The sequence below is a fragment of the Streptomyces sp. NBC_01016 genome (genome assembly GCF_026341035.1).
Taxonomy (GTDB): domain Bacteria; phylum Actinomycetota; class Actinomycetes; order Streptomycetales; family Streptomycetaceae; genus Streptomyces.
In genome coordinates this window covers 3,864,891-3,884,534 of record NZ_JAPEOQ010000002.1, presented here as the reverse complement: position 1 = coordinate 3,884,534, position 19,644 = coordinate 3,864,891, and the positions used below count along the sequence as shown (strand labels likewise).

14 protein-coding genes are annotated in these 19,644 nt (G+C 70.2%); 3 read left to right on the top strand and 11 right to left on the bottom strand.

From position 1 onward, the window contains the following. Positions 1 to 61: 61 nt before the first annotated feature. On the bottom strand, positions 62 to 2,068 hold the full coding sequence (locus OG746_RS44400; protein WP_266725157.1) for a hypothetical protein: 2,007 nt from the start codon (positions 2,066 to 2,068) through the stop codon (positions 62 to 64). Between the two features lie 115 nt (positions 2,069 to 2,183). Here OG746_RS44400 and OG746_RS44395 point away from each other — a divergent pair, with 115 nt between their 5' ends. Continuing rightward, on the top strand, positions 2,184 to 3,683 hold the full coding sequence (locus OG746_RS44395) for an ABC transporter substrate-binding protein (protein ID WP_266725155.1): 1,500 nt from the start codon (positions 2,184 to 2,186) through the stop codon (positions 3,681 to 3,683). 6 nt (positions 3,684 to 3,689) lie between these two features. Here the strand turns inward: OG746_RS44395 and OG746_RS44390 are convergent, their stop codons facing one another. The 9 genes from OG746_RS44390 to OG746_RS44350 are packed head-to-tail and all read right to left on the bottom strand — an operon-like array spanning position 3,690 to position 14,417. Further along, positions 3,690 to 4,664, bottom strand: a complete 975-nt coding sequence (locus OG746_RS44390) for a DUF5605 domain-containing protein (protein WP_266725153.1) — start codon at positions 4,662 to 4,664, stop codon at positions 3,690 to 3,692. Positions 4,665 to 4,676: 12 nt separating this feature from the next. Continuing rightward, positions 4,677 to 6,080 (bottom strand): DUF5060 domain-containing protein, encoded by a 1,404-nt coding sequence (locus OG746_RS44385; RefSeq protein WP_266725795.1) that lies wholly within the window; start codon positions 6,078 to 6,080, stop codon positions 4,677 to 4,679. Between the two features lie 2 nt (positions 6,081 to 6,082). Continuing rightward, the gene (locus OG746_RS44380; protein WP_266725151.1) at positions 6,083 to 7,165 is read right to left on the bottom strand and encodes a sialidase family protein; all 1,083 of its coding nucleotides are present in this window, start codon (positions 7,163 to 7,165) and stop codon (positions 6,083 to 6,085) included. Then, complete coding sequence (locus tag OG746_RS44375) at positions 7,162 to 8,199, bottom strand: ABC transporter ATP-binding protein (protein WP_266725149.1); 1,038 nt, start codon at positions 8,197 to 8,199, stop codon at positions 7,162 to 7,164. Before OG746_RS44375 ends, OG746_RS44380 begins: the two co-directional genes overlap by 4 nt. Next, positions 8,196 to 9,236, bottom strand: a complete 1,041-nt coding sequence (locus OG746_RS44370; RefSeq protein WP_266725147.1) for an ABC transporter ATP-binding protein — start codon at positions 9,234 to 9,236, stop codon at positions 8,196 to 8,198. The genes OG746_RS44375 and OG746_RS44370 overlap by 4 nt, the downstream gene beginning before the upstream one ends. Before the next feature lie 22 nt (positions 9,237 to 9,258). Continuing rightward, on the bottom strand, positions 9,259 to 10,398 hold the full coding sequence (locus OG746_RS44365) for an ABC transporter permease (RefSeq protein ID WP_266725145.1): 1,140 nt from the start codon (positions 10,396 to 10,398) through the stop codon (positions 9,259 to 9,261). 7 nt (positions 10,399 to 10,405) lie between these two features. Continuing rightward, on the bottom strand, positions 10,406 to 11,407 hold the full coding sequence (locus OG746_RS44360; RefSeq protein ID WP_266725143.1) for an ABC transporter permease: 1,002 nt from the start codon (positions 11,405 to 11,407) through the stop codon (positions 10,406 to 10,408). A gap of 21 nt (positions 11,408 to 11,428) precedes the next feature. Then, complete coding sequence (locus tag OG746_RS44355) at positions 11,429 to 13,462, bottom strand: ABC transporter substrate-binding protein (protein ID WP_266725141.1); 2,034 nt, start codon at positions 13,460 to 13,462, stop codon at positions 11,429 to 11,431. Continuing rightward, a complete protein-coding gene (locus tag OG746_RS44350) occupies positions 13,452 to 14,417 on the bottom strand; it encodes a dihydrodipicolinate synthase family protein (RefSeq protein WP_266725793.1) in 966 nt (321 codons plus the stop codon). Before OG746_RS44350 ends, OG746_RS44355 begins: the two co-directional genes overlap by 11 nt. Positions 14,418 to 14,594: 177 nt before the next feature. Between OG746_RS44350 and OG746_RS44345 the strand changes: the two genes are divergently transcribed. Together OG746_RS44345 and OG746_RS44340 are read left to right on the top strand one after the other, a co-directional pair. Further along, positions 14,595 to 15,347, top strand: coding sequence for a GntR family transcriptional regulator (locus OG746_RS44345; RefSeq protein ID WP_266725140.1), 753 nt, complete (start codon positions 14,595 to 14,597; stop codon positions 15,345 to 15,347). A gap of 70 nt (positions 15,348 to 15,417) precedes the next feature. Beyond that, positions 15,418 to 17,310, top strand: a complete 1,893-nt coding sequence (locus OG746_RS44340; RefSeq protein WP_266725138.1) for a glycoside hydrolase family 127 protein — start codon at positions 15,418 to 15,420, stop codon at positions 17,308 to 17,310. A gap of 8 nt (positions 17,311 to 17,318) precedes the next feature. On the opposite strand, the gene OG746_RS44335 is transcribed toward OG746_RS44340, so the two are convergent. Further along, complete coding sequence (locus OG746_RS44335; protein WP_266725136.1) at positions 17,319 to 19,616, bottom strand: Ig-like domain-containing protein; 2,298 nt, start codon at positions 19,614 to 19,616, stop codon at positions 17,319 to 17,321. Between the last annotated feature and the right edge of the window lie 28 nt (positions 19,617 to 19,644).

Here is a 19,644-nt window from a genome sequence, read left to right as displayed (position 1 = left end):
TCAGTCCCGCACAGGCGCCGGGTCCGGCCCATCGCCGCACCACCTCACCCGCGGTCGACCTTCACCGGTTCCGCATCCGCAACGCCTGCGACAGCACCTGGGCCGTCACCCACGAAGGGTTCCAGGTGTTGCTCGTGCCGCGGTCCTGCCAGTTGGTGGGGAAGAAGCCCTCGGCCTGTTCGCCCACTCCCTGGAAACCCCACTCCCCCGGCCTGGTGCAGATGCCCTGGCCGAAGGCGTGCAGCGTCGTCTCGCCGAGGCGGCGGTAGAGCGGCTCGTTCAACGTGTCGCCCAGGAGGGCGAGTTCGTACGCGGGGAAGAACACGTCGACGTGGTGGTTCTGGACGCTGACGCCGGGCCAGCCGGTGGTGCGGAATCCGTTCTCGAAGGGCGGGTCCCACTGGTAGACCCAGGTGAGCAGCCAGTCGGCCGCTGTCCGGGCGGCCGTGGCCCAGCGCTTCTTGCCGGTGAGCCGCAGGAGTTCGAAGGCGCACAGGAAGTAGCCGATGCCGCCCTCCTTGTCCTCGCAGGCGGCGTCGAGGGTGGCGTGGGCGAACGGGGTGGCGAAGTCGGTGGCGTTGCGGCGCCGGTAGAGGTCCGTGAGGCGCTCCGCGCGGCGCAGCAGGTCGCGGTCCCCGGTGACGCGGTGCGCTTTCAACAGGGCGAGGACACAAGGCAGTCCGGCCGCCGAGCCGTCGCCGGGCAGCGGGCTTCCGTCGGGCCGCCAGCCGTACGGGGGTGGCGTCTCGCCCTCGCCGCACGTCGCGTTCACTCCGTCGAGCAGGGCGGCCACCCAGCGGTGCGGTACGGCGTGTCCGTGCGCGCGGAACAGCTCGATCACGTCGGCGAGGTCGCACAGGGTGTCGCCGTAGGCGCGGGCCGAGACGAACGGCCCGATGTCGTCGCGCGTGAAGCCCGACCAGGCGTGTTCCTCGGTGGCGTAGAAGCTCAGGCGCAGGCCGGGGGCGTCGGGTGCGGCGCTGCCGTCGAGGTAGAAGTCCACGGCGCTGCGGGCCCGTTGGATGCGCCACCGCTCCGCGTGGTCGACGCCGAGGCGTGCGTCGCACCAGGCGAGCTTGAGGGCCTGGCCGGTCCAGCCGTACATGAAGCCCGGCGTGTGGCCGGGGCCGATGAACTTCAGGTAACCGGCCGCCCCTTCGGCGTCATACCAGCGCCGGTCCAGGGCCCGCTCCTTGTGCCGCACGATCGCGTCGAGGTCCAACGGGCGGGCGCCGCTCGGCCGGTAGAGGTCCAGGCCGCGATGGACGGCGGCGCGGAAGCCGTGCCCACGGCGTGCCGGGCGGCCCCAGTCGAGGGCGTGGCGGGTGCGGTGGGCGGCGCCGGGCGGCAGGTCGAGGTAGCCACCTCTGTAGGGGGCGGTGCGGTTCTTGTGGACGTACGCCGTGTCGGGGCGGCCCGCGAACAGGGTGGCGCCGCTGGCGCCGACGAGTACCACTCGCCGGCCGGCGGGCAGCGCCCCGAGTGAGCCGTCGCCCGGCCGCACCGCATACAGGGTGGCATACCAGGCTGTCGCGCCGGCTCCCCATTCCGCGTGGGCGCAGGGCACGGGCAGCCGGTGGTCCTCGACGACCAGGCCCGAGCCGTCGGCGCCGGTCATGCGGGGCACGGTGCGGGTCGGGTCGGACGAGGGGTTGCCGCGGTAGTACACCTGGGGCAGGGTCACTGCCTCGGGGCGGCGCGCGGGTAGCGGCACGGCGACCCCCAACACCGCCTCCTGGAGCGGGACTTCACCTTCGTTGCGGAACTCCACATCCACGTACAGGAAGCCGTTCTCGAACCAGAGCCGCAGGTCGACGGCGAGCGCGAGGTGGTTCGCGACGGTGCCGCGCACCCGAATGGACCTGCCGTCCCCCTTGACGTCCGGCGCCACGAGCCCGGGCCTGGACGGGGTCCACGGCCTGCCCAGGGACACCACGAACAGGTCGTCGAGCGCCACGGAGGCGCAGACCGCGTCCGGCGCGCCCACCGTGCCGAGGGTGAGGCGCAGTCGCCCCTCACCCCCCTCGTCGAGGCGCAGAAATCGGCCGTTCTCACCTATGAGCACCATTCTCAACTCTCCGTTCCCGCACGGGTGTTGACCCTCGCCACGGATGACGGAACCATTGTGGCATCCAGGTGGCATACCAGTGGAGTTCCCGAGCGTCATCGACAGGAGAATCTCTATGAGCGCAACACCGAACGCCCCAGAACAGCAGCCCTCCGGCCCGAGCCGGCGCAAGGTCGTGACCACCGGAGCGACGATGGGCGCGGCGGCGCTCACCGGCGTCACGCTCGCCGCGTCGACTCCGGCGCAGGCCACCGCGGTCAAGAGCACCGCCCGGACGTCCGTACGCACGTCGTCCACCGGCGCCACCTGCACGACGATCCCGAACAAGTACGACGAGCCGTTCGAGGTCTGCGACGACGAGATCTTCATCTTCATGGCCAACTACAAGCCCTTCGAGTACGCGGGCTTCTTCGAGAAGGTCATCGGCGACAAGCTGCGCGCCGCGTTCCCCGGCATGAAGTTCAAGTGGGCGGCCTGGGACTACCCGATCCGCTACGAGGACCTCGACAAGGCCGGCGTCGTGCCGGACATCGTCCTGGAGGACCCGCGCCGCCGCATCGACCGCGACCTGGAGCCGCGCGGCTGGGTCCGCGACCTCACCGACGACCTGCGCTCGACCGGCATCGACCTGGGCGCCCTCAACCCGGCCGCGGTCGAGATCGTCAGATCCCGGTCGGACGGCGGCGTGTACGGTGTGCCGCTGTTCATCGACGAGTACGTCCTCTACTACAACAAGAAGATCTTCGACATGAAGGGGGTGCGGCCGCCGACGAACGGCACGACGTACGACGAGGCGTTCCGGCTCGCCAAGAAGCTCACGTTCGAGCAGGACCTCGTCGCGTACAAGGGCTATCTGCAGCACCCGGACCAGTACCTGGAGGGCAATCAGCTGGGCCTGTACCCGTTCGCGCCGGGCGCGAGCGAGAACCCGAAGCCCGAGGACGTGAAGATCGACATCACGTCGGCGGGCTGGCAGCGGCTCGGCGCCAACCTGGAGCGGTTCCTGCTCCTGCCGCACAACATCTTCACCACGGTCGACGACTACCTGCTGACCGGGCATGTCGCCATGGCCGTCGACAATCTGCGCAAGCTCGGCGGGTACGCCCTCAACGACCTCTACCTGGAGCCCGACGACGCGGCCGAGTGGCGTGAGCTCGCCAAGAACATCGAGCTGGGTGTCACCTCGGTGCCGGTGCTGGGCAGCGGCGACAAGGCCGTCTACCAGCCCAACACCATGGCCGCCTTCCTGCCGCCGCAGTCGACGAAGAAGGCCGAGGCACTGCAGGTGCTGAAGTGGCTGGTGTCGCAGGAGGCACAGGTGGAGCTGTCCCGGTACGCCATGAAGCCGACGCTGCGGTCGGGCGCGGTGGAGGCGGCGTTCGGCAAGGCGATCCCCGAGCTGGCCGGGATCGACACCTCTGGGGTGTTCTGGGGCGACAACGCCGTCGTCAAGGACTACAAGAACACCGAGTACTGGGACATCCCGATGTACATGGTGTTCCGCCAGCACGTCCTCAAGGACGGCCTGCGGGTGTCCTCGGCGCTGAAGGTCGCGGAGACCGTGGACATCCCGGCGTACATCAAGGCGCAGGCCGCCTCCGGCAAGGACTGGTGAGTCGCGTCAACCCCGCCTGCGCAGCCGTATCGCGAGGTACGGCTGCGCGGGCAGCGACACCTCGACCGGGGCGCCGCCGGACACCTCGGGCCGCGGCTGCACCGTCATGTTCCAGGTGTCGACGACCTCGACGGACCAGGCGCCCTCGGCGAGGGTGAAGGGGCGGCGCGGGTAGCGGTGCGGGCCCAGGTACTGGAGCAGATACCCCCCCGGCGCCTCCAGCGTCGACGCGTCGTACGTCTCCGGGGCGTGGGCCAGGCCCGAGGGCGCGGCGTCGAGGACGTCGCGCAGGAACGCGAACCGCGCCACCGCCGTCCCGGCCGGGCTCCCGCCGCACCGGCTCCACGGGGTGGGCCCCCATGTCTCGGCGTGGGCCGCGTAGCCGCCGCGGCACACCGCCTCCCAGACGCGGCACATCAACTCCTGGCCGGGCAACGCCTGTTCGGCGTCTTCGGGCGCGTCGCCCTCGGCGCCGCACGCGTCGAACAGGACCGGTTTGCCGAGTTCGTGGACGAGGCGGGAGACGGTGCGGGTCTGCGGGTCGCGCACGGAGGCGTGGGTGATCCAGGGGGCACCGAAGTCGGTGTCGGGCGGGCCGTGCACGGTGAGCGGGTGGTGGCCGTGGTCGTGTTCCAGGATGTCGGTCTGGGCCTCGTGGTCCGGCGGGGCGCACCACCACACGTTGGGGTGGGGGGCCAGGCGGTCCACGGTCTCCGGGATGTCGCGGCCGGTGAGGTCGACCTCCGCCTGGATGCCGACGGAGGCGAGGGCGGCGACCTGACGGTCGAGTGCGCCGAGGGGAAGCGTGCGGGATCCCGTGAGGCGGACCCGGTTGAACGGGGAGAGCGCCAGCGCGCGGACGGTGGCGTCGTCGGCCTGGGGGACGGTGGTGGTGAGCGGGTGGTAGGGCGTGCCGTCGGCGTGCCGGAAGCGGGTGCCGTCGGCGTGCACCGGGGTGTGGTTGCGCGGTCTCGTGTGCATGGGAATCCCCTGTCAGGCCTTCCGTATCCGCAGCGCCATGTCCGGCCGGTGGTCCAGCGGAATCCGGACCCGGCCCGTGCGCGGTGGGCCCGGCAAGGGAGTGACGGTCATGTTCCATGTGTCGATCAGGTCGAGGCGCCAGGGGCCGCCCGCCTCCGGGAGCGTCACCTCCCGGTGCCGGTGGCGGCGGTCGCCGAAGTAGCTGAACACCGCGTCGGGGCTCTGCTCCCACAGCGTGCGCAGGAACGCGAGCCGCGGTGTCACCTCGCCGTGCAGCCGGCCACCGCGGGAGACCCATGCCGTGCCCTCGGGATCCTGCTCCGGATAGCACTCACCGTGCCCGACGTACGCGCCGGCGGCCATGCCGTGCCAGAACTGGCGCAGCAGTGCCTGCCCGGTGAGGTTGCCCCAGCGGCGGCCGAGGATCCCCTCGTAGCCGATCTCGTCGATGACGACCGGTTTCGGTACGCGGTCGAGCCACTCGGGGGCGAGTGCGGCGTCCCAGTGCTGGATGGACTGGTGGGTGGTCCACGGCGTCCGGAAGTCGTAGATGCGCTCGTACTCGTACATGCGGGTGCCGTTGTGGATGGACCTCAAGTGCTGGTAAGGGTCGGCGCGTTGGACCTGGCGGCCGATGTGGTTCCAGTCGTCGACGGTCTTGGCCTTGTTGAAGTCGTACTCGTTGGCGATCGACCACCAGACATTGCGCAGCGACGCGAGCCGGGCGACCGCGTACCGGACGAGGGCGAGGTCGTCCTCGCGGCTCATGTCGTCGACGCCCCAGTGCCCCTCGTCGTAGGGGTGGAAGAGGACGATGTCCGCCTCTATGCCGAGGTCGCGCAGGTCGCGGACGCGGCGCTCGAAGCGGCGGAAGAACTCCGGGTCGAAGCGGGTGGTGTCCAACTCCCTTGGTGCGGGCGAGCGTTCTCCGATGCCCGGGTACGGAAGTCGGGGCGGGTTCATCGCACGTGTGGGCAGCAGACACATCCGGACCTTGTTGAACGGGGACTGTGCCAAGGTGCCCAGCGTGCGCTCCTCCAGCTCCTCGTCCTCGTAGTGGGTCCAGTGGTAGCAGGTGGTTCCGAAGGGGTGGGACGGGGTGCCGTCGGCGTACGCGAAGGTGCGCGGCCCCGCGACCCGTACCGGCCCGTGGTTGCCGCGGTCGGGCGGCACGCACACGAACTCCCCGCGCACGCCGTCCAGTTCACTGGCGGTCGAGCGAGTGGTGTACGTCCACGGTCCTTGCCGGTCCGGCATGAACCGGACGGTGTACGTGCCGTCCCCGTCGTAGAAGCCGGTCACGGGGACGACGCGGTGGCCGTGCCGGAAGTCGGCGGCGAACTCGACGTCCCGGTAGGGGTTTTCGGTGGCGGGTCCGGTCAGGGTCAGTTCGAAGACGTCCCAGCGTTCGGTCATCTTCACGAACGACCGCCCTCCCTGATCCAGTCCTCCGTCACCACGGCGTGCTTGATGGTCTTGCGCAGGTAGGAGTACGCGACGTGGATGCGGTCGTCGCGGGTCTGCAGCAGGCAGGGGTAGGAGTAGCCGAGTTCGGTGTCCCGGTACTCGTCGTCGGCCACTTGCAGGTCACGGCGCCAGGGCCAGGTGCGGCCCTCGTCGTCGGAGAGGGCGAGGGTGAGCGGGGTGCGCAGGGCCTTCTTCCTGCGGCCCGCACCCTTGCCGACCCAGCGGTACTCGCCGCGTTCCAGGCTCGCGTGGTTGTAGACCAGGGCGAAGGTGCCGCTGCGCAGTCTGATCGCCTGAACTGCCGAGTTGTTGTTGGGCAGTTCCGTGCGGACAGGGGTCGTCCAGGTACGGCCGGCGTCGACGGAGACGGTGGCGTGGATGCGGTCGGCGGCGCGGCTGCGCAGCAGGCCGAGCAGTGAGCCGTCGGAGCGGGGCACGACGCTCAGCTGGACGAGGTGGTCGCTGCCGGGGACGTCGTACTCCTTCCAGGTGCCGCCCGCGGCCTCGCTGATCAGGACCGTGGAGTGTTCGCCTTCGGGGCGGCAGCGGTAGGCGGGAAGGAGCCACGAGCCGTCACCGGGGTCGAGGGCCGGGGTGCGCACGAAAAGGCCGGGTCCGTCGTGGGCGATGTGCGGGGCGTCCCAGATGCGGCCGCCGTCGTGCGAGACGCGGGTGACGAGGTGGGCGGTCTTCTGGTCGTGCGGTTCGTTGGAGGGGTGGAACAGGTGCACGGCGCCGTCCGGGCCGGTCGCGAGCACCGGGTTCTGCTCCGCGCGGTCGGGGTCGGCGGACAGGGCGACGGGTGTGGTCCAGCGTTCGTCGGCGGCCGGGAGACGGGCGAGGACCACGTTCGTGTCGCGGTCGCCCTCGTCGGGGCCGTTGAACCAGGCGCACAGCACGTCGCCCCCGTCGAGTTCGAGCAGGCACGCGGCGTGACTGTCGCCGGGGTGCAGCGTGGGCAGCAGGGCCTCGCGCACGTCCGGGTCGTCCGGGCGCGGGCGCAGCACCCCGTCGAAGCGCGGGTCGCCACTCATGAGACGTCGACTCCCCTCAGGTCGAGCTGCCCGGCAAAGTGGCAGGCCGACGCGCGGCCGGGCGCGACGGGGCGCAGCTCGGGCACCTCGGTGCGGCACACGTCCTGTGCGTAGGCGCAGCGTGGATGGAACGGGCAGCCGGGCGGTACGGCGGAGGCGTCGGCGACCTCGCCGCGCAGCACGATGCGCTCGCGGCGCCGGGCGGCCGGGTCGGGGTCGGGGACGGCCGACAGGAGTGCCTCGGTATAGGGGTGCAGGGGCTGTCCGTACAGGGCGTCGGTGGCACCGGTCTCGACGACACGGCCCACGTACATGACGGCGACCTCGTCGGCCATGTACTCGACGACGCCCAGGTCGTGCGAGATGAACACGTACGTGAGGTCCGACTCGTCCTGGAGGTCCTTGAGCAGGTTGAGGATCTGGGCGCGCACCGACACGTCGAGGGCGCTGACCGCCTCGTCGGCCACGACGAGGCGGGGCGCCAGCGCCAACGCCCGTGCGATGCCGACGCGTTGGCGCTGTCCCCCGCTGAACGCGTTCGGGTAGCGGCGCAGATATTCGGGGCGCAGTCCCACCCGGCGCAGCAGCTCCGCGACGCGTTCCTCGGTGTCCTTGGCGTTCAGGCCGAGGTTGACGCGGAGCGGTTCGCCGACGATCTGGAGCAGCGTCATGCGCGGGTTGAGGGAGGCGAACGGGTCCTGGAAGACGAGGCGGATCTCGCTGCGGTACGGCTTGAGGGCCTTCTCGTCGAGGGCGGCGAGGTCGACGGTGGTGCCGTCGGTGCGCCGGTAGACCATCTCTCCGGAGGTCGGTTCGTGGACGCGCAGCAGACAGCGGCCGAGGGTGCTCTTGCCGCAGCCGGACTCGCCGACGAGGGCGAGGGTGCGTCCGGCGGGCACCTTCAGGTCGACGCCGTCCACGGCACGTACCGCTCCGACGGTGCGGCCGAACAGGCCGCGGCGGATGGGGAAGTGCTTGGTCAGGCCCCGCGTCTCCAGGAGCGCGGCCCTGGTGCGGGTGTCGGTGACGGTCATGCGGCCGGCTCCCCTTCCTCGGCGGTGTCGTCGTACAGCAGGCAGCTGACCGTGCCGTCGCTGCCGATGGCCGGGTCGGGCAGTGGGGCCGCGACCGCGTGGGGCACGGTCACGTCGCAGCGCCCTGCCATGAACTCGTCGCAGCGCGGGTGGAACGGACAGCCCGTCGGTCGTGCGTACGGCCCCGGCACCATGCCCCGCACAGGGCGCAGTCGTTCGCGGGAGCCCGATCCCAGCTTCGGGACCGAGCGCAGCAGGGCGCGGGTGTAGGGGTGTCGGGGGCTGCGCAGCACGGTGTCCGTGGTGCCGGACTCCACGACCGAGCCGAGGTACATGACGGCGATGCGGTCGGCGACCTGGGCGGCGACGCCGAGGTCATGGGTGATCAGCATGATCGCCATGCCGGTGTCCCGTTGCAGTTCGCGCAGCAGGTCGAGGATCTGCGCCTGGGTGGTGACATCGAGGGCGGTGGTGGGTTCGTCGGCGATGAGCAGGTCAGGGCCGCAGGACAGCGCCATGGCGATCATGGCGCGCTGCAGCATGCCGCCGCTCATCTGGAACGGGTACTCGTCGACGCGGCGCTCGGGTGCGGCGATCCCGACCCGGCGCAGCAGCTCGACGACGCGGGTGCGGGCCTCGGCCTTGGTGGCCTCGCCGTGCAGGATCAGCGCCTCGCCGATCTGGTTGCCGAGGGTGTGCATGGGGCTCATGGAGGCGATGGGTTCCTGGAACACCATGGCCACCTTCCGGCCGCGCACCGCGCGCAACTCGGGTCCCGGCGCGTCCACCATGTCGACGACACCGTCGTCGCCGTGCACCCGGATGTGTCCTCCCGTGATCCGGCCCGGCTTGTCGATCAGGCGCAGCACGGAGCGGGCCATGACGCTCTTGCCGCACCCCGACTCGCCCACCACGGCGAGGACTTCGCCGCGGCCGATGGTGAGGTCGACGCCGTCCACCGCCCGTACGATTCCGTCGTCGAGTTCGAATCCGGTGTGCAGATCCTCGATCTCGAGCAGCGTGTCCGGCTGCTTCATCGCCTCTCCCTACGTGTACGGGCTACTTGTACGGGTCGGCGGAGTCGCGCAGTCCGTCGCCGACGAAGTTCATGGCGAGCACGGTGACGAACACCGCGACGCCGGGGAGCAACAGCCATGGAGCGCTCTCCACGGTGCGGATGTTCTGCGCCTCCTGCAGCAGCACGCCCCAGCTGACGGCGGGTGACTGGAGTCCCAGGCCCAGGAAGCTCATCGCGGTCTCGCCGAGGATCATGCCGGGCACCGCCATCGTCAGGGAGGCGATGACATGGCTCGACATCGACGGGACCATGTGCCGGAAGATGATCCGGGGGCGGCTGCAGCCGTCGAGCCGGGCGGCGGTGACGAAGTCCTCCTCGCGCAGCGAGAAGAACCGCCCGCGCACCACCCGCGCGAGGCCCGTCCAGCCGATCACGGACAGGATGGTGGTGATGGCGAAGTACCGTGCCAGCGGCCCCCATTCGTCGGGCACGGCCGCCGACAGCGACAGCCACAGCGGCAGTGTCGGGATCGACATCAGGAACTCGATGATGCGTTGGATGGTGAGGTCCGGTTTGCCGCCGAAGTAGCCGGAGATGCCGCCGAAGAACAGTCCGAGCAGGAAGCTGACGGCGACCCCGACCAGACCGATGGACAGGGACACGCGTGCGCCGTGGATGATGCGGGACAGCATGTCGCGGCCCGAGCGGTCCGAGCCGAAGAAGTAGACCTTCTGGTCCGCGTGCACCGCCCCGAACAGATGACGGTCGCCGGGGATGAGTCCCCACAGGTGGTAACTGTCGCCCTTGGCAAGGAACTTGAGCGGGATCCGCTTGTCGGGGTCGACCGTGTGGATCTGCTCGAAGGTCTCCGGGTCACGCTTGGTGGTGTAGCCGTTGGCGTAGAAGCGCAGGCCGTCGTCCCAGCTGAGGTCGACCTTGACGATCTGCGGCGGGGCATAGGTGTGCTTCTCGTCGACGCTGCTGGGTGAGGCCGGCGCCAGGATCTCGGCGAAGACGACGACGAAGTAGGCGAGCAGCACGATGACGGCGCCGACGAGGGCGAGCCGGTGTTTGCGAAAGCGCCGCCAGATCAGCCGCCACGGCGATGCCTGCCCGCCGGTGACGGGTGTGTCGTCGACGACGTCCGACGCCCCTTCGGGCTGCGGTGTTCGGGTCAGCACGGTCCGCTCACCCTCCCTCGTAGCTGTGCCGGATGCGCGGGTCCCACCAGGCGAGCGCGAGGTCGCTGAGCAGGGTGCCGACCACGGTCAGGGTGGAGAGGATCAGGATGAAGCTGCCGACCAGGTACATGTCCTGGTTGAGGACGCCGCCGAGCATCAGCGGACCTGTGGTCGGCAGGTTCATCACGATCGAGATGATCGTCTCGCCGCTGATCAGGCCGGGCAGCAGCCAGCCGACGGTGGAGATGAACGGACTCATGGAGGTGCGGACGGGGTATTTGAGCAGCAGTTTCCATTCGGGCAGTCCCTTGGCGCGGGCGGCCACCACGTACGGCTTGTACAGCTCGTCCAGGAGGTTGGCCCGGATGATGCGGATGCCGCCCGCGGTGCCGGCGACGGCGATGATCAGGATCGGCAGCCACAGATGGCTTGCCGCGTCCAGGACCTTGCCGAGGTTCCACGCGGCGTCCTGGTACTCGGGCGAGAACAGTCCGCCCGGACTCTGGCCGAAGTAGCGCATGCCGACCCACATCAGGACGAGGGCGAGCATGAACTCGGGCACCGCCATGCCCACGAACCCGAAGAGCGTGGCGATGTAGTCCCCGGACGAGTACTGGCGCACGGCCGAGTAGATACCGATGGGCCAGGAGATCGCCCAGATGATGAGCAGGGTGGCCACGGAGAGGAAGAAGGACAGCGCGACACGGTCCCAGATCAGATCGCTGACCGGGCGCATGTTCCAGGCGAAGGCCTGGCCGAAGTCGCCGTGGAAGACGATGTTGCTGATCCACTTCCAGTACTGGGCGAGGAACGACTGGCCGAGCCCGTAGCGGGAGCGCAGTTCGGCCACCTCTGCCGGGCCCATGAACTCGCCGCGCTCCTCGGCGTTGGCCTGGAGCGTGTCGACGTAGTCGCCGGGCGGGAGGCTGATGATGAAGAAGGTCGCCAGCGAGATGGCCCACAGGGTGACGAACATCCAGCCCGTGCGGCGGACGAGGAACGACAGCATGCCTGAACTCCCGGTCCGCCCTCAGGCCTTGGCCTTGAAGTAGTACGTGCTGGGGTTGGTGGGGCCCGGCGCCTGGAACAGGCCGGCCGCGCTGAATGCCTTCGGGACGTTGCGCAGGGTGTTCTTGATGACGGCGTAGTCCTTGGGCGGCGTGGAGATGCCGATGTAGTAGAACTCCTCCTTCGTGATCTCCAGGATCTGCTTGGCGAGGCGGGTGGCGCGCGCGATGTCGAAGGTGTCCCGCATCTCGTCGAAGAGTTCCAGCTGGTGTTTGATGCGGGCGGGCGGTTCCTCGCCGTCTCCGCCGGTGCCCTTGTCCTTGCGCAGGTACCACTTGGCCCATTCGCCGCCGAAGCGGGAGGAGCCGCGCGGGTTGGTGGGCGCGTAGTAGTGGTTGCCGCCCTCACCGGTGCGTACGTCGAAGTTGTTGCAGTCCCAGGTGGCGGCCTCCGACTTGCCCGCCTCGACGCGCTCCCAGTACAGGGTCTCGGCCATGCGGGAGACGGTGGCGTCGACGCCGACCTTGCGCCAGTCGGTGCGGATCATGTCCATCGCGTCGACCTGGTCGGCCATGTCGGAGACGACGAGCACGGTGAAGGCGACCGGGTCACCGTCCTTGGTGAGGCGGATGCCGTCGCCGTTGCGCTTGGTGAAGCCCGCCTTGTCGAGGTACTCGTTGGCCTTGGCGACGGAGTACGCGGTGTACTGCGTGCCGAGTTCCTCGTTGTGGAGCTCGTTGTCGGGACCGGGAGCCGCCTGCCAGGGGCGGCCCTGGCCCGCGAAGACCGTCTCGATGATCTTCTTCCGGTTGATCGCGTAGGACAGTCCGACGCGGAAGTCCTTGTCGGCGAAGAGGGCGCGCTTCTTCTTGTCGGGGTGTGTCTGGTTGAAGCCGATGATCATCGTGTTGGCGGAGTCCGGCTCGACCTCGGCGATGCGGTAGCCGCCCTTGGAGCGGTTGCGGGAGATCACCGGCTTGTTGCGGACCGTGCCGAACTGGTACATCTGCATGTCCAGATCGCCGTTGGAGATCTTGAGGACCTCGACCTCGACCTCTTGCAGGACGTCGACAACGACCTTGTCGATGTACGGCAGTTGGCTGCCGTCGGGGTCGACCTTCCAGTAGTACGGGTTGCGCTCGCAGACGACGCTGCTGCCCTTGGTGACCGGGTTCCTGGGCAGCCAGGCGTTGACGGTGGGCAGTTCCGGGTTCTGCCACACCTCCTGCACCGTCTCCAGGCGGGTCAGCCAGTCCGAGGCCCCCGCGGCCTTCGCGTCCTTGTTGGCGTCCTTGTTGTACTTCGGGAGGTACTTCTTCATGAAGTGCTTCGGCAGGAACATGAAGACGCCCGTGGTGCCCGCGACCTCCTCCAGGAAGCCCGCCTTCGGTTCGTCGAAGACGTACTTGACGGTGTGGTCGTCGACGGCTTCGCACCGGGCCGGCTTGCCGTTCTTGTTCAGCCACAGTGCGTAGAGGCCCGCCGGGTGCACCTTGGGGTCGGCGTTGTAGTCGTTGAACGCGAACTCGAAGTCCTCGGCGGTCAGCGGCTTCCCGTCGGACCAGCGCATGCCCTTGCGCAGATGGAAGACGAACTCCTCGCCCCCGCCGTTGATCTCGTACTTCTCGCAGACATTGGGGAGGATCTTGGTCTTGGTGACGCCCTGCCAGGTGGCGGCCCAGCGCACCAGCGGCTCGTAGCCCACGCTGAAGCGCAGCCAGCCGAGGTCCTCCTGCGTGATCATCGCGGAGTGCCAGGTGCCGCCGTACGCCCCGGTCTCCTGGAGGGGCTCGACCACCAGGGGCTTGGCCGGTAGGCGCTCGGCGACCTTCGGGATCTTGCCGGCGTCGGCCTGCTTCTTCAGGGACGGCGCCTCCTTGCCCTTGGATCCGCCGCCGGCCGAATCGCCGTTCTCCGCGTCGGTCGAGAAGAAGCCGCAGCCGGTCAGCGTGCCGGAGAGCGAGGCGGCGGCGAGGACCCCGCCGCCGGCCCGCAGCAGCATGCGGCGCTCCACGCTCCGGGGGCCGGGTGGCACAGGGGTGCGGTCAGGAGTCATCTCCACGCTCCTTTGCGTCGAGGGCCGCCGCCTCCAGCTCGCGGACGAGGGGCACCACGGTGGCGTCGAGGCGGCGTTCCTCCTCGGCGTCCAGGCGGGCCAGCGGGGGTGCGGCATGAGCGGATTCGATACGGCCGAGGGCCGCGAGGACGTACTTGCCGGTGCTGACCGTGGTGGACAGGTTGTGCTCGTGGCGGGCTGCCGCCATCGCTTCGAGCAGGTCCTCCAGGCGCTCCTGCAACGCGCGGGCGTACGTGAAGTCGCCCGCGCGGGCCGCCTCGTAGAGGGCGACCAGGGTGCGGGGGGTGACGTTGGCGAGGGAGCTGGTGGCCCCGGCGGCGCCCGCGTACAGGGCGATGTCGCTCAGGCCGCTCGCTCCGGCGAAACAGGCGAGGTCGAGGTCGCGGCGGGCGGCCGAGCGCAGCACCCGGCGCAGCCAGGTCAGGTTGCCGCTGCTGTCCTTGAGGCCGCGCAGCACGCCCTCTTCGGCGAGTTGCAGGACGCAGTCGACGGTGAGGGCCGACGGGGTCAGCTGCGGGAAGTGGTAGGCGAGGACGGGGAAGCCCACGGCGTCGGCGACGGCGCGGTAGTGGTCGCGCAGTTCCTCGCGCCCGTACGGCGTGAAGTACGGGGCGATGACGGCGAGTTCGTCGGCCCCCGCGTCCACGGCGGCGCGTGCCTGGCGGATGCTCAGCGGGGTCGCGGCGTCGCCCACGTGCGCGATGACGGGCACCCGGCCGGCCGCGGTCTTGGCCGCGACGTCCACGGCGGAGCCCCGCGTGTCCTCGTCCAGGGCGTGGAACTCTCCCGTGGTTCCGTTGATCCACAGGCCATGGACACCCGCGTCGACCAGTGCGTTCAGGTGGCATTCCAGGGACGGCCGGTCGAGCAGCCCGCTGGACGTCATGGGCAGCACGGTCGGAGCGATGATCCCTTGCAGCGCGTGTCGCGCCATGGTCACCTCGGCGAGGCTCAGAGGGATGTCGGTGGTATGCCATGAGTTTGTTGAGCGGGGCCGGGAGCGTCAACCCCCGTGACAGACCCAATAGTTCGGCTTGCCCACCCCCGAGACATGCGGCTCACCTGCGGCATACCATGAGGCGCAGTTGAACCGGCGGCACTGGGAGGCGCAATGATCCGAGCGCGAGCGGCACAGCGGGCCCGCGCGGAGGAGGGCACGGGCGTGGACGACGCGGAGGGCAAGAAGGTCGCGGCCCCCGAGGAGAGCCTGGAGGCACGCGCCTCGCGGGCGATCGTGGAGTGGCTGACGACGGAGCACCCGACACCCGGGCAGGCCGTGCCGGTCCGGGAGTTCGCCCGTCGGCTCGACATGAGCCGCACTCCGGTGCGCAGCGCGGTGGGCCGCCTCTACGAGCGGGGGCTGCTCGCCTACGAGTCCTCGGTGGGCTTCACAGTGGCGATACCGTCCCTGTCCAGCGTGTACGAGCTCTTCGAGCTGCGGCTGATGCTGGAGTCGCATGCGCTGCGCCTCTTCGCGGACCGTGCGGACCGGGAGCCGCCCGCACTGCTGCGTGAACTGGTCGTCCAGGGCGAGGAGTTGGCGGGCGAGGCGGTGCGGGACGCGGCTCGTTACCCCGACTTCCGGGACAACGACGCCCGGTTCCACCGGGAGCTCGTCAAGCTGGGCGGGCTGCCGATGCTGCTCGATCTGCACGACGACCTGAACCTCAGCATCCACGTGACCCGCGCAGGGCTCAAGGCGCCGATCACCCCGTCCCGTCTGAACATCGCGGTGGACGAACACCGGGCGATCGTCGAGGCGTTGGAGTCCGGCGAACGGCTGCGGGCACGGGACGCATTGGAGGCGCACATCCTCCGCGTCCGCGATCAGACGATCGCGTTCCTGGCGCGGCCGAATCTCTAGGCGGAACCGCGGAACCACTGCCGCCACCCCAGCCGAGACCGGAGGACCGTTGGAAGGCACTGGAGGACCGATGGAAGGCCCCGTACGCCCCACCCCCGCCGCGCTCTCCCCGCACCGCCCGCCCCGTAACCTCCGGCTGACGGTCACCGGAGGCCTGCTCGGCCAGTGGCTGGACGTCAACCGCACCGCGAGCATCCCCCTCGCCCTGCACCACCTGGAGGACTCCGGCGCCCTCGCCAACCTCCGGACGGCCGCCGGCCTCGCATCCGGCGCCTTCCGGGGACCTGCCTACGCCGACTCCGACGTGTACAAGATGCTGGAGAGCGCGGCGTGGCAGCTCCAGCACTCCCCCGACCCGGCACTCACCGCGTTCCTCACCGAGACGGCCCGCCTGCTGGCCCGCGCCCAGCAACCCGACGGCTATCTCGACACCCACTATCAGCTCACGAACCCGGCGGACCGCTACACCCGACTCGTCGACAGCCACGAGCACTACTGCGCGGGACACCTCTTCCAGGCGGCGGTGGCCGCCCAACGCGCCACAGGGGACGAGGAGTTGCTGGCGGCGGCGGGCCGCCTGGCCGACCATCTGTGCACGGTCTTCCTCGACGACGAGGGGCCCGGCCTTGACGGACATCCCCAGGTCGAGACGGCTCTGGTGGAGCTGTACCGGGCCACGGGCGTCGAGCGCCACCTCACCCTCGCCGCCCGCATGGTCGAACGCCGGGGCCACGGGCTCGTGGGCCCGCACAAGCACGGCGCCCGCCACCGCCTCGACCACCTTCCCGTCCGCGAGGCCCCCGCCGTCACCGGTCACGTCGTACGTGCCCTGTACCTGGAGGCCGGCGCGGTGGACGTGGCCGTGGAGACCGGCGACAAGGAACTCCTCGCCGCGAGCGCCGCGCGCTGGACCGACATGGTGGCCGCGCGGACCGCGATCACCGGCGGCCTGGGGTCCCGGCAGGTCGGGGAGGTCTTCGGCGAGCGCTACGAACTCCCGCCGGACCTCGCGTACAACGAGACATGCGCGTCGGCCGCGAGCATGCAGTGGGCGTGGCGGCTGCTGCTCGCCACTGGTGAGGGACGGTACGCGGACCTGCTGGAGCGCACGCTGTACAACGCGTTCGCGGCGGCCCGCTCCGCGGACGGGCGCACGTACTACAAGGGCAACCCGCTGCAGCGCCGCCCCGACCACGCCGACGCGGTGGGCGATCCGCGCTGCCGCGACGAGTGGTTCTGGTCGGCGTGCTGCCCGCCCTCCGTGACCCGCCTGATGGCCTCGCTCCCCCACTACGCGGCGACGACCACGGACGACGCCCTGTTCCTGCACCTGTACACACCGATGAGGCTGGCCTGCGACCTGGGGCCCGGGCGGATCGCGGTGCGCGTGGAGACGGAGTATCCGTGGAGGGGCGCGGTGCGGGTCACCATGGAGGAGGCGCCGGACGCGGAGTGGACGCTGGCGCTGCGCGTGCCGCCGTGGAGCGGCCGCACGCTCCTCGACGGCGCCCCCGTCACACCCGACGCGCAAGGCCGGGTGCTGCTGCGCCGGCGCTGGCGCGCGGGCGAGTCCATCGTCCTGGATCTCGACATGACGCCGCGCCTCACGGCCGCCCACCCGCGCATCGATGCCCTGCGCGGCAGCGTGGCGCTCGAACGCGGCCCGCTCGTGTACTGCTTCGAGCAGGCCGACCAGCCCTACGTCGACGAGCTGGCACTCGCGGCGGACGCGGACCTGCGCGTGCGCGACGTCGCCGACCTGCCGGGCGTCGGCCGCACGGTCCGCATCGAGACGGACGCGGTCACGGTCGCCGCCCCGCACCAGGACGGCCTGCCCTATCTCAGTCCGGGCGCCCCCCGCACCCGCCGCCCGGCGTCCGCCGCCGCGGTGCCCTATTTCCAGTGGGACAACCGCGGCGACGGCGCGATGCGGGTGTGGGTACCGCTGGACCAACACCCTTAACCAGGGCCCTACTTGTTGATTTTCACCTGGCTGAACGTCGCCGTCACATAGTGCGCGATGTCGTTGTCCTGCTCGTCGCCGTCGACGAACAGGCCCGCGTACACCTGATCGCCCATCGGGATCCGCTCGTAGCCCGCGCGCGTCCACTGCAGGGAGTCCGGGGAGATCTCGGAGGTGAACTCGTCGCCGCGCAGCGTGATGCGCAGCCACTGCGGCTTGATGTCGAGCAGCTCGTCCTCCTCGTACGGGTACCGGCCGTCGCTCATCTCGGGGCCGTGCGAGTGGATGCGCTTGACGGCGCACTTCAGGCCGCCGTCGACGACGCAGACACCGATGAGGTTGAAGGGCGAGTCCGGCGTGAGGTTGTCGCGGATCATGATGCCGGCGATGACCTCCGAGTAGACGCGGCTGAGCGTGTCCACGCGGGCGATCAGCTCGACGACCTCGTCGCCGGGGCTGTCGATCTTCTGGTAGACGAAGTGGCAGCTGTCCTTGCGGCCCTTGATCCTGCCGGAGCCGCGTAGCGTGAACTTCCCGGAGTCCAGGGCGGCGGCGCCCTTGATGGGCACGTCGCCGAGGTCGACGGACGTCCAACTCCCCAGGTCCGTCTTCTTGTTGACGTGCACCGGGACGGGGGACGACGTGGTGGCGGTGCCGGTGGAGTCCGTGGCGCGGGCCGTGAGGTGGTGGGTGCCGGCAGTGGCGCCCTTCCAGGTGAGCTCGTACGGGGCGGTGGTGGCTTCGCCGATCTTCTCGTCGTCGGCGTAGAAGGCGACGGCCTTGATGGAGGCGCTTCCCTGCGCGGTGGCCGAGGCACGCAGGGCGACGTCGGCGGTTCCCGTGGCGTTCGCGTACACGGTGTCGATGTCGGGTCCTGCGAGGGCGACCTCGGGGTTGGGCGCGCCGGTTCTGCTGATGGAGTGGAGGTACAGCTCCAGGTTGCTGTACCCCGTGGCCGAGTCGATCGCGGCGCCGTCCGCGGCGTCCTTCGGGTTGAGGCCGTGGGCCTTCTCCCATGCGTCGGGGATGCCATCGTGGTCGCTGTCCTTGGGTGCCTCGGCGGCGGCGAGCGGGACGAGGCCGCCGACCTCCTTCTGCGAGTTGATCATGCGTCCGGTGCCGTGGCGGGCGTCGTGGACGACGCGCGCGTCGACGGCGTCACGGCGCGGCAGTGTCGCGCCCACGCCCTTCAGCACGGCGCCGTAGGCGTCCTTGGCGGACTGCGCGTCGATCGCGTCGGGGAACTCCAGGGGCTCGTCGCGCAGGGTGACGCCGCCGACCGGGAACTTCACACCCTTCACGTTGTCGTCGGTGATGTCGTCGTGGCCCTCGATGGTGTTGCCGCTGACGTGCCAGACGCCGCCGCGGTCGGGCGAGACGATGACGGGGGCGATGTCGGCGAGGGTGTCGGGACCGGGCTTGTAGTAGTTGCCGATCATGTTGACCCCGGCGACCCACTCGCCGCCGTAGCAGGACGTGTAGCCGTAGTTGTAGATCACGTTGTTGCGGTGGTCCACATTGCTCGGGATGTCCTCGACGAAGCTGAAGCGCGGGTTGCGGCCGCCCTGGTGGACCAGGAGGTTGTGGTGGTACGTGACGTTGTCGCCGCCCCACAGGCCGCCGTAGCCGTGCAGCCCCTTCGGATGCACGGACTGGGCGAGGCCCTCGGAGACGATGCACCACTGCAGGGTGACGTTCTCGTTCCCGTACACGGAGCAGCACTCGTCGACCGCCCAGCTGAAGGAACAGTGGTCGATGATGACGTTCTTGCAGCCCTCCACACCGAAGGTGTCGATGGGGGTGCCGAGGCTGTCGGTGCCGCGGAACCGCAGGTGGCGCAGGATGATGTTCGACTGGTCATTGATCTTCGTCTCGTTGCCGACGACGCAGATGCCGTCGCCCGGCGCGGTCTGTCCGGCGATCGTCAGGTTCGAGCCGAGGATGTCGAGGCCACCCTTGAGCTCGATATTGCCTGCCACACGGAAGACGACGGTGCGGTCGGAGGCGGAGACGGCCTCGCGCAGGGAGCCGGGCCCCGAGTCGGCGAGCGTGGTGACCTCGTAGACGGGCTTGCCTCGGCCGCCGGTGGCCCAGCGGCCGCCGCCCTCGGCGCCGGGAAAGGCGAGCACGTCGTCCGCGGCCTCGGCCGCCACGGCGAGCTTCTCGGCCGCGCGGGCGGAGGAGGGCAGGTTGAGCGCGGCGGCGCCGAGCAGAGCACCCGCGCCGACGACGAAGGCGCGGCGGCCCATGGGGGTGGCGAGGCGTTGCACGCTGTCGGTGGCCTCGCGCCCGTTCATTTCAGGCATGCCAGAACTCCTCAAGTCGGATAAGGGG

Coding starts and splice junctions, on each gene's coding strand:
- OG746_RS44380 (WP_266725151.1), bottom strand. CDS start 7,165: ATGAGTGGCGACCCGCGCTTCGACGGGGTGCTGCGCCCGCGCCCGGAC.
- OG746_RS44395 (WP_266725155.1), top strand. CDS start 2,184: ATGAGCGCAACACCGAACGCCCCAGAACAGCAGCCCTCCGGCCCGAGC.
- OG746_RS44370 (WP_266725147.1), bottom strand. CDS start 9,236: ATGAAGCAGCCGGACACGCTGCTCGAGATCGAGGATCTGCACACCGGA.
- OG746_RS44400 (WP_266725157.1), bottom strand. CDS start 2,068: ATGGTGCTCATAGGTGAGAACGGCCGATTTCTGCGCCTCGACGAGGGG.
- OG746_RS44390 (WP_266725153.1), bottom strand. CDS start 4,664: ATGCACACGAGACCGCGCAACCACACCCCGGTGCACGCCGACGGCACC.
- OG746_RS44360 (WP_266725143.1), bottom strand. CDS start 11,407: ATGCTGTCGTTCCTCGTCCGCCGCACGGGCTGGATGTTCGTCACCCTG.
- OG746_RS44350 (WP_266725793.1), bottom strand. CDS start 14,417: ATGGCGCGACACGCGCTGCAAGGGATCATCGCTCCGACCGTGCTGCCC.
- OG746_RS44345 (WP_266725140.1), top strand. CDS start 14,595: ATGATCCGAGCGCGAGCGGCACAGCGGGCCCGCGCGGAGGAGGGCACG.
- OG746_RS44385 (WP_266725795.1), bottom strand. CDS start 6,080: ATGACCGAACGCTGGGACGTCTTCGAACTGACCCTGACCGGACCCGCC.
- OG746_RS44335 (WP_266725136.1), bottom strand. CDS start 19,616: ATGCCTGAAATGAACGGGCGCGAGGCCACCGACAGCGTGCAACGCCTC.
- OG746_RS44355 (WP_266725141.1), bottom strand. CDS start 13,462: ATGACTCCTGACCGCACCCCTGTGCCACCCGGCCCCCGGAGCGTGGAG.
- OG746_RS44375 (WP_266725149.1), bottom strand. CDS start 8,199: ATGACCGTCACCGACACCCGCACCAGGGCCGCGCTCCTGGAGACGCGG.
- OG746_RS44340 (WP_266725138.1), top strand. CDS start 15,418: ATGGAAGGCCCCGTACGCCCCACCCCCGCCGCGCTCTCCCCGCACCGC.